The following is a 7,513-nucleotide window of genomic DNA, read 5'->3' as shown; positions in this document are numbered from 1 at the left end:
TGGTTGTGCGGTAGATTTTGTGTGTAGGCTTCTTCATTTGAAAATTATATCGCTGAAAAACCCTTTACAGATAGGTTTGTGCAACAAAGCCTTAAAGCGCTCATTTACAGAAACGATGCTATTGGTTTTTTTATATGGAATAGCATCCTCATCTTTTAGATGACCTAAGTCTGTTCCGATTGAACTTGAGAAATGCGCAATCCCTGCTTCAGGACTTGCATATCGAATATATTCCTGTAGTTTTTCTTGCGCTTGTTGATCTGTTTCAGCAGTGACGACAGTGATACCTGCAAATAATTTAATTGCTGTACCATCACGACCTTGTGATTGTGCTAATTGACGAATCTTTTGTGTTTGAGACGCAATATTTTCAGCGGTATCTCCACCAATAAACATGGCTTCTGCATGCCGAGTGGCAAACTGTAATCCTTTGGGTGATGCTCCCGCTTGATATAGCACAGGTGTACGTTGCACTGAAGGCGAGACTTGGAAGACGCCGTGACTGTTATAGAACTGTCCTTGATGATGGATCGCATGCACTTTACTCGGATCGGTAAAAATGCGATTGAGCTTATCTTGGATGACAGCATCATTTTCCCAAGAGCCTTCCCAAAATTTGTAGCAGAGTTCTAAAAATTCTTCAGCTTGTTCATAACGTAAATCATGATCTTTCAGTCCTTGCTGACCGACCAATCGCGCTGCGCTATCCAAATAGCCAGTGACGATATTCCATCCCAAACGTCCTTGGGTCAGGTGATCCAGACTCGCGAAGCGACGAGCAAATTGATAAGGCGATTCATAACTTAAGTTCACTGTAATACCGAAACCCAAATGCTGTGTGACGGCTGCCATTGCAGACACCAGCGTGCTTGGATCATGGCTCGGCAGTTGAATCGATTCTTTCAAGGTTAGATCAATGCCATTTTGATAGACATCGTAAACGCCAGTAATATCGGCAATGAATAATCCATCGAAAAGACCTTTCTCTAAAGTTTGAGCGAGTTCTGTCCAATAACTTAATTCATTAAATCGGTAGGATTGATCACGTGGGTGTGTCCAAAGTCCATGATTAATATGACCCACACAATTCATATCAAATGCATTGAACAGGATCTGTTTTTGAGGACTCGATTGAATTTTTGTCATTACAGCGTACCTCGTCTTGGGGGGAATACGCCGTTTAAAACATAATTGGCAATAAAAAAATATTTCCAACGCGCTGGATCATGCAAGGTATGAACGCGTGCATTTCTCCAGTATCGATCAAGATTATCTTTTCGTTGACTTCCACGGCTACCAGCCAGTTCAATCAGTTTTGACGAGACTTTTAGTGCAGTTTCGGTACTGTGTGCACGTGCTTTAGCCACTTGAATAGAAGCATGTGCAACTGAACGTTCTGAAAGGGCGACTTTGGCGTCTTGAACCGCTTGCGCTGCTTGTTTAAGTAGTAACTCAGTCGCCTTGACGTCTGTTGCAATTCGACCAATTTCGTACAGTGTCAAAGGGTCTTGAGTGGCATATTCAACTTTTGCATCTATCCAAGGGCGTGCTTGACGAACGCGTATTAATGTTTCTTCAAAAGCAGCTCGAGCAATGCCTGTTTCAATTGAGGCATGAATAATTTGTGCAAATGGACCTGAAATGGTGGCAGTTGAATAAGCCAAATCAAAAGGGACTACATCCTCAGGGTCAATCTGTACATTTTCAAATTTAACCGTCCCACTGCCTGTGGTTCGTTGTCCAAATCCACTCCAATCATCTATTAGGCTTAAGCCCTTGCTATGACGTGGAACAAAGACCAGAAACTGGCGCTCTTGTTCATCACTAGCAAGGGTTGGAATACGGTGAGCGAATAGACTGCCAGTGCAATAAAATTTTTCACCATTGAGGACATATCCATTTTCAACTTGTCTTAAAGAGGTATAGCGTTGTGCTGCATTCTTAGTTTTAAACTCAGCCAAGGCATTTCCGAAGCGAGCACCTTGTAAAACTTCAGTAAATAAACGTCTTTTTTGAGCATCAGACCCAGTATTTCTCAAAATTTCAAGTGCATAGAAATGATTTTGTGGAATTTGACCGATAGAGCCATCTACACCACTCATTAATGCGATGATTTTTGTCAGTGTATGAATAGAAACATCGGCACCGCCATATTGTTGAGGTACTGTAATGGCCCATAAGCCAGATTGACTGTAAGCTTCGATTTCTTCATGAGGAAGTTCACGATTTAAATCTCGCTCAGATGCACGGTGTTTAAACTTTTCTGCGAGTTCGTGTGCGACTTTTAATGCTTCTTCATCAGAGCGAATAATATGCGCTGGTCTATAGCTGCCTGATTCTTGGATCTCTAAAGCTTGTAAAGATGACATGATGACTCCTTAAATCCAGGCATGACGTGCAGGAAAAGTATGGTTTAAGTAATACGAACCCAGCGCGTGAATTTTCCAGCGAATGGGATCATGAAGGGTATGTACACGTGCATTTCGCCAGTGTTGATCAAAATTATGAACATTGAGGCTGGCGCGACTTCCTCCGAGCTCAATCAACTTTTCTGAGATATGCAGTGCAGCATCATTGGCATAGACTTTAGCTTCAGCAACTTTGATCGAAGCTTCAGCAATCTGTTCATCAGAGAGTTGTTCAAGCACACTGAGTGAATCTAAATAATCAGCTGCTTCATCGAGCAAAAGAATGGCGGCATCTAACAAAACATTAGCTTTGCCAACTTCTTGTAAGGTGAAATGTTCATCACTGGCACGTTCAACTTGTGCATCCACAATTGGGCGTGCTTTACGGATCGCAAACAACATGTCCTCAAACGCTGCTTCAGCAATACCGACATCGATAGCCACTTGCATCAGCTGTGAAAACGCGCCTCTAAAATTAGGGACGTCCAATAATTTTCTTTCATCAAAAATCAGTAATGGATCAACTTCAACATGGTCTAAAATCACTGTGCCACTTGAAGTGGTACGTTGACCAAATCCATCCCAGTCATTGATGACTTCGATACCAGTGGATTCACGGTTCACTAAAATTAAAACCACGTGACCTTCAGGGTGTATGGCTTTGATGGCTAACCAATGTGCAAATGAACTGCCTGTAGAATAGAATTTTTTCCCTGAAACTCGATATTTCCCATCCTCCAAAACAAGGTGTGTGTCTAAAGTCTTGGTATCTTTGGTATGTCGTTCTGGCCCCCCATTGGCAAGACGCTTACCTTTTAAAATTTCGTTGAAAATAAATTGCTTTTGTTCATCGCTTCCCATGATGTTGATCATATTGAGCAATGCAATTTGATTTTGTGGAATTTGCCCTAAACTTGAATCCGCTTTATTTAGAATACGAAATACTTGGGCAAGGGTACGATGAGATACTTCAGCACCGCCATATACGTGGGGGATGCGTAAGCCTCCTAAACCTTTTTGGCTGAATAATTCAATTTCTGCAAATGGTAAAGCTCGTTGTTGGTCACGCTGATTGCGACCTTCGAGCGCATAATCAGCAACATGATAGGCTGCATGAATGGCATCTTGATCATTATCAATAACATGAACATTTTCAGTAATTAAACGAGACATAGATCAATTCCTCTTTGAGGAGATATACGCTACGCCCATAGAATATTTTTTTTAAATGCTGGTTTTCGTTGAACTATTCAAAAAAAATGCTTAAGACAAATATAGATATCGATTGAAAAATATTAGAAAACTTAAAATTTTGATTAATAATGAATTTTAATAAATTTCAGTGCTCTAAACACGTTAAATTCATTTAGACTTTGCAATAAAAAAGATAAAGATTTGCTAAACATTTATAATTTAACGGATTCATATTTCCAAAAATAACAATTTAAGTTGCAATTGATGCATTATCACATTGTGTTTTGGCATAGGGTTGCATAAAGTAAGCAAAACAATAAATCCTATGATTGATCAAGACTTCGGAGATTTTATGCGCATCCTTTACCAGTTTCCTTTATCTCACTTTTGTGAAAAAGCTCGCTGGTTACTTGATCATAAGGAATTGGATTATGTTGCTCAAAATATGATTCCGGGCGTACATCGTGCATTCGCAAAATTAAAAACAGGTCAAAACTCTCTGCCGATATTACGTGATAAAGAAAAGTGGATTGCAGATTCAACCCAAATTGCCCTGTATTTGGATGATGTCTATCCAGAGCATTCATTGCTCAGATCAGATTTAAAGTTAAGAAAAAAAGCAATTGAAATTAATGACCTGAGTAATCAATTGGGCGTATCAGTGAGGCGGTGGGGGCTTGCTCAAGCTTTATCTGAAAGTGATGAGCCGCTAGAAATCATGATTGGTGAAAAAGGATATCTGAGAAAATTTCAAAAGATCAGTAAGCCACTTATTAAAACTTTAGTTTCAACCAGCTATCAACTCGATGATGAACAAGTTTCACTTGCTAAAGAAAACATGCATGAAATTATTTTGCAGTTAAATGATCAATTGATTCACAATCAATCTCGATATTTGGTAGGAGATCGTTTAGGTTTGGCAGATATCGCCGTTTGTTCAATGCTTGCTCCACTACTCGAGATTTCTGGTACACCTTGGGAAAGAGAATATCATCAGCCAGTTTCATCTGAATTTGTGGAATATCAAAATCAATTGCTTGATTTGCCGATAGGACAATATGTTAAACGTATTTATGCCAATGAACGAAATGCGCGGGTAGATTGGCGCGGGATATAACAGAGCATATTTTCTGTTATGTTGTCTGATTAGTTAATTTATTTTCATTTGAATCGATATTTTTGAAAAAATAACGCATAATCATTTTGTGCCATGAAAATATTGAGAAGAAGATGGAATTAGATCGTTACGATAAACAAATTTTAGAAATTCTTACGCATGAAGATTTGAATCTGAACGAGCTTTCGGAGCGTATTAACCTGTCTGTAAGTTCAGTGCACCGTCGTATTAAACATCTCATCGAAACCAATATCATGACAAATTTAAAGCGTGATATTAACTATCAAAAATTGGGGTTTAATTTACATGTGTTGTTACAAGTATCATTGAGTAAGCATGACTCAGATACTTTTGCAAAATTTTTAGATGAACTTAAAAGTATTCCTGAAGTGATCAATGCTTTTTTAGTCACAGGGCAATCTGCTGATTTTATTATAGAAGTTGTTGCTCGTGATATGGAAAATTATAGCCAGATTTTGTTACAGCGCATTGGTAAAATTGATCATGTTGTGGCATTGCATTCAAGTTTTGTCATTAAAGAATATGATGTATTTAACTGTCATGGTTTATTGAGTAAAGCATAATTCAAGCTTGCAAAAAAAGACGCCTTTCAATTAAAAAAACGCACCAGAAGGTGCGTTTTTTTAATTCTGAATATGGATTAAGCATCCAATTGCGCTAAAACCTCTTCAGAGAACTCAACGTTGGTATATACGTTTTGTACATCATCTAAATCTTCAAGCATATCAATCATTTTCATGATTTTTTTCGCTTGATCGATATCTGTGATTTCTGCTTTAGTTGAAGGGTTCATCACCACTTCTGCATTGTCAGATTTTAAACCTGCAGCCGCTAAAGCATCTTGCACTGTACCAAAAGACTCTGGTGTGGTGATCACAAGAATTTCATCTTCTGTCACTTCAATGTCTTCTGCACCAGCTTCCAACGCAACGTCCATAATTTGGTCTTCTAAAGAAACATCTTCAAAAGTAATTTCACCACGTTTAGTGAAAAGGAAAGCAACAGAGCCGTTAGTACCTAAGTTACCATCTGTTTTAGAGAAGCAGTGACGAACATCTGGTACGGTACGGTTTAAGTTATCAGTCATTGTCTCAACAATAACGGCTACACCACCAACACCATAACCTTCGTATGTGACTTCTTTTAAATCATCATTGTCTTCACCACCAGCACCACGCTGAATGGCACGGTTGATGACATCACGAGTCATGTTAACGGACAATGCTTTTTCAACAACTGCACGAAGACGTGGGTTGCTTGCTGCATCTGGACCACCGAGTTTTGCAGCCGTAACAATTTCACGAATATATTTTGTGAAAACTTTACCACGACTAGCATCTTGTTTAGCTTTACGATGCTTAATATTGGCCCACTTGGAATGACCCGCCATGCGAAATATGCTCCTTGTAGATTGGCCTTATGCCTAATCAAATCTGCGAAATTCTACCATAAGGGCTTTTTTTTAATAAAGACCCTTATTTTAGCAATTGATCAAGATCAGGCTTTATTCTTCGGTTCAGGAATAATAATGTCTAAACCTGTATGTTCCTTATAAAGTTCCTGAATCAATTTCAAATCATGATCCAACTCTGATGGCATGATTTTGCCAAAAATTCCGCCTTGTTTGGTTTTTTGGTTTACAAACAAGAAAACGATAGGGACGTTTGCGGCTTTTGCGATATGCCAAAAACCGGTGCGGATCGGTTTACGTTGTTCACCATTTTTCGCACGAGTCGCTTCAGGCGCAATCACGAGATTAAATTTGTCATTGGAGTTGAAGAGTTCAACCATTTGCGCCACGATATCTTTATTTGAGTGACGGTCAACTGGAATACCGCCAACCCCTTCTAGAATTGGCTTAAAAGGTCCTTTGAATAGTTCTTTTTTAATTAGTGTGTGAATCGGGATATCATGGATTTGAAACAGTGCGATTGAGAGTACAGCATCCATCATCGTGGTATGTTCAAAACCGATAATGACTTGTTTATCACCAAGAACATTCGGTTCAACATGATATTTGACACCAGCAAGTTTAAATGCCATTTCGGCAATGTGTTTTTTCATGATTCACAGAGATATTTGAATTTTATATGGCAGAGTTTCTTACTTCATTTTAAAAAATTCAATCCCTTTAGTAATAAATTATAGAAAAATTGACTACTAAATTTAGATTTTATCTGCAAACTTTACATCCTCGACGCTTACCGAAAATTCATAATTTTTCACATATTTGTGACTGAAATTCTATAGATGATCAAGATCGTACGTGATTTGTAAACTGCGATGAATAAATTTTGGTCAAGCTGAAGATAAAAAAATGAAAAACCTTGTTTTTGAATTTGATATTGGCTAGTATTCTGATTCGAAAATACTTGAGAAATCAGTATTTATAGGGCCTATAGCTCAGTTGGTTAGAGCAGCGGACTCATAATCCGTTGGTCGACAGTTCAAGTCTGTCTGGGCCCACCATATATATCAGGTACTTAGGAAATATTTTTCTATGTGCTTTTATTTGAATTTAGCTAATGTAAGCTATATGTAACTAAAATTATTATTTTTTAATTGGGAAGTGTTGAAAGTAATCTTCAATTCTTGATTAAATTTTTGGAATAGTATCAATCAGCATTGATACTATGCTTAAATACTATACACCAATAAGATCTCTAATATCAGATAACCTCCATCGGCTTTGTTGCACAAACCTAGCATCAAAAGCTTATTCAGCAATATAATTTCAAAATGAATAAGCCTGCCTCTAAAATCTACCGTACAA

At 38.2% G+C, this 7,513-nt stretch carries 6 protein-coding genes, 1 tRNA gene and 1 pseudogene; 3 read left to right on the top strand and 5 right to left on the bottom strand.

Going from position 1 to position 7,513, the window contains the following annotated elements; translation table 11 throughout:
- Nucleotides 1-90: 90 nt before the first annotated feature.
- The 3 genes and pseudogenes from AC1M9D_RS13685 to AC1M9D_RS13675 all read right to left on the bottom strand — a co-directional run.
- A pseudogene (locus AC1M9D_RS13685) lies at nt 91-1,146 on the bottom strand (NtaA/DmoA family FMN-dependent monooxygenase); the annotation flags it as partial.
- Complete coding sequence (locus AC1M9D_RS13680) at nt 1,146-2,369, bottom strand: SfnB family sulfur acquisition oxidoreductase (RefSeq protein WP_481612410.1); 1,224 nt, start codon at nt 2,367-2,369, stop codon at nt 1,146-1,148. The gene AC1M9D_RS13680 and the pseudogene AC1M9D_RS13685, both read right to left, overlap by 1 nt.
- A 9-nt stretch (nt 2,370-2,378) precedes the next feature.
- Nucleotides 2,379-3,581, bottom strand: coding sequence for an SfnB family sulfur acquisition oxidoreductase (locus tag AC1M9D_RS13675; RefSeq protein ID WP_481612409.1), 1,203 nt, complete (start codon nt 3,579-3,581; stop codon nt 2,379-2,381).
- A 373-nt stretch (nt 3,582-3,954) separates the two neighbouring features.
- Between AC1M9D_RS13675 and AC1M9D_RS13670 the strand changes: the two genes are divergently transcribed.
- Nucleotides 3,955-4,719, top strand: a complete 765-nt coding sequence (locus AC1M9D_RS13670) for a glutathione S-transferase family protein (RefSeq protein ID WP_481587043.1) — start codon at nt 3,955-3,957, stop codon at nt 4,717-4,719.
- A 113-nt stretch (nt 4,720-4,832) separates the two neighbouring features.
- Complete coding sequence (locus AC1M9D_RS13665; protein WP_035264497.1) at nt 4,833-5,303, top strand: Lrp/AsnC family transcriptional regulator; 471 nt, start codon at nt 4,833-4,835, stop codon at nt 5,301-5,303.
- Nucleotides 5,304-5,380: 77 nt separating this feature from the next.
- Here AC1M9D_RS13665 and AC1M9D_RS13660 read toward each other — a convergent pair whose 3' ends face one another.
- Together AC1M9D_RS13660 and AC1M9D_RS13655 are read right to left on the bottom strand one after the other, a co-directional pair.
- A complete protein-coding gene (locus AC1M9D_RS13660; RefSeq protein ID WP_035264495.1) occupies nt 5,381-6,130 on the bottom strand; it encodes a YebC/PmpR family DNA-binding transcriptional regulator in 750 nt (249 codons plus the stop codon).
- A 107-nt stretch (nt 6,131-6,237) separates the two neighbouring features.
- A complete protein-coding gene (locus AC1M9D_RS13655; protein ID WP_171076734.1) occupies nt 6,238-6,804 on the bottom strand; it encodes a 1-acyl-sn-glycerol-3-phosphate acyltransferase in 567 nt (188 codons plus the stop codon).
- 328 nt (nt 6,805-7,132) lie between these two features.
- Between AC1M9D_RS13655 and AC1M9D_RS13650 the strand changes: the two genes are divergently transcribed.
- Nucleotides 7,133-7,209 (top strand) — tRNA-Ile (locus AC1M9D_RS13650).
- The last annotated feature ends 304 nt before the right edge of the window (nt 7,210-7,513 follow it).

Source organism: Acinetobacter sp. ANC_7682, from assembly GCF_056779795.1.
The sequence above is the reverse complement of the archived record's forward strand: the minus strand, read 5'-3'. Positions and strand labels throughout refer to the sequence as shown.